Origin of the sequence: Bradyrhizobium sp. Leo170 (assembly GCF_004296405.1) — a bacterium.
Classification (GTDB): Bacteria; Pseudomonadota; Alphaproteobacteria; order Rhizobiales; family Xanthobacteraceae; genus Bradyrhizobium.
In genome coordinates, this window is the sequence record NZ_PSRR01000895.1 from 1 (window position 1) to 407 (window position 407).

The 407-nt window shown below is 60.2% G+C and carries 1 protein-coding gene; it reads right to left on the reverse strand.

Translation table 11 applies throughout. The annotated features are described in order from the left end of the window. A partial coding sequence (locus CWO89_RS45270; protein ID WP_130584488.1) for a hypothetical protein occupies positions 1–366 on the reverse strand: 366 nt, incomplete at its 3' end. Positions 367–407: the final 41 nt, after the last annotated feature.

Here is a 407-nt window from a genome sequence, read left to right on the forward strand (position 1 = left end):
CGGCGCACCCCACAGCGGATTGTCGATGCTCATCCACCGGATCAATCCGCGCAGCTCTGTGTCGATGGGCGGTCGCCCTCCCAATGGGCGTGACTTCCAACGCCAGTAGCCGCGAAAGCCGGCTTTGTGCCAACGCACGAGCGTCTCGGGCTGGATGATGATAAGAACCTTCAGGATTGATGGAAACCAGCGATACAGCCGGACCAAGAACCAGCGATCCTGGTTCGTGAGCCGGGCGCGACCATGCAGCTTGCGCCTCAAGACATTCAACTGATGCCGAAGCACCGCGTTCTCCGCTTCGAGCCGCAACTTCGACTTGAACGGCGAGGCGAGGACGGCCAGAACGAAACAGAGCAGCCCGATCATTCCGCCAGCTTAGGCGATTCCGTCACGTCATCAACTCGGAT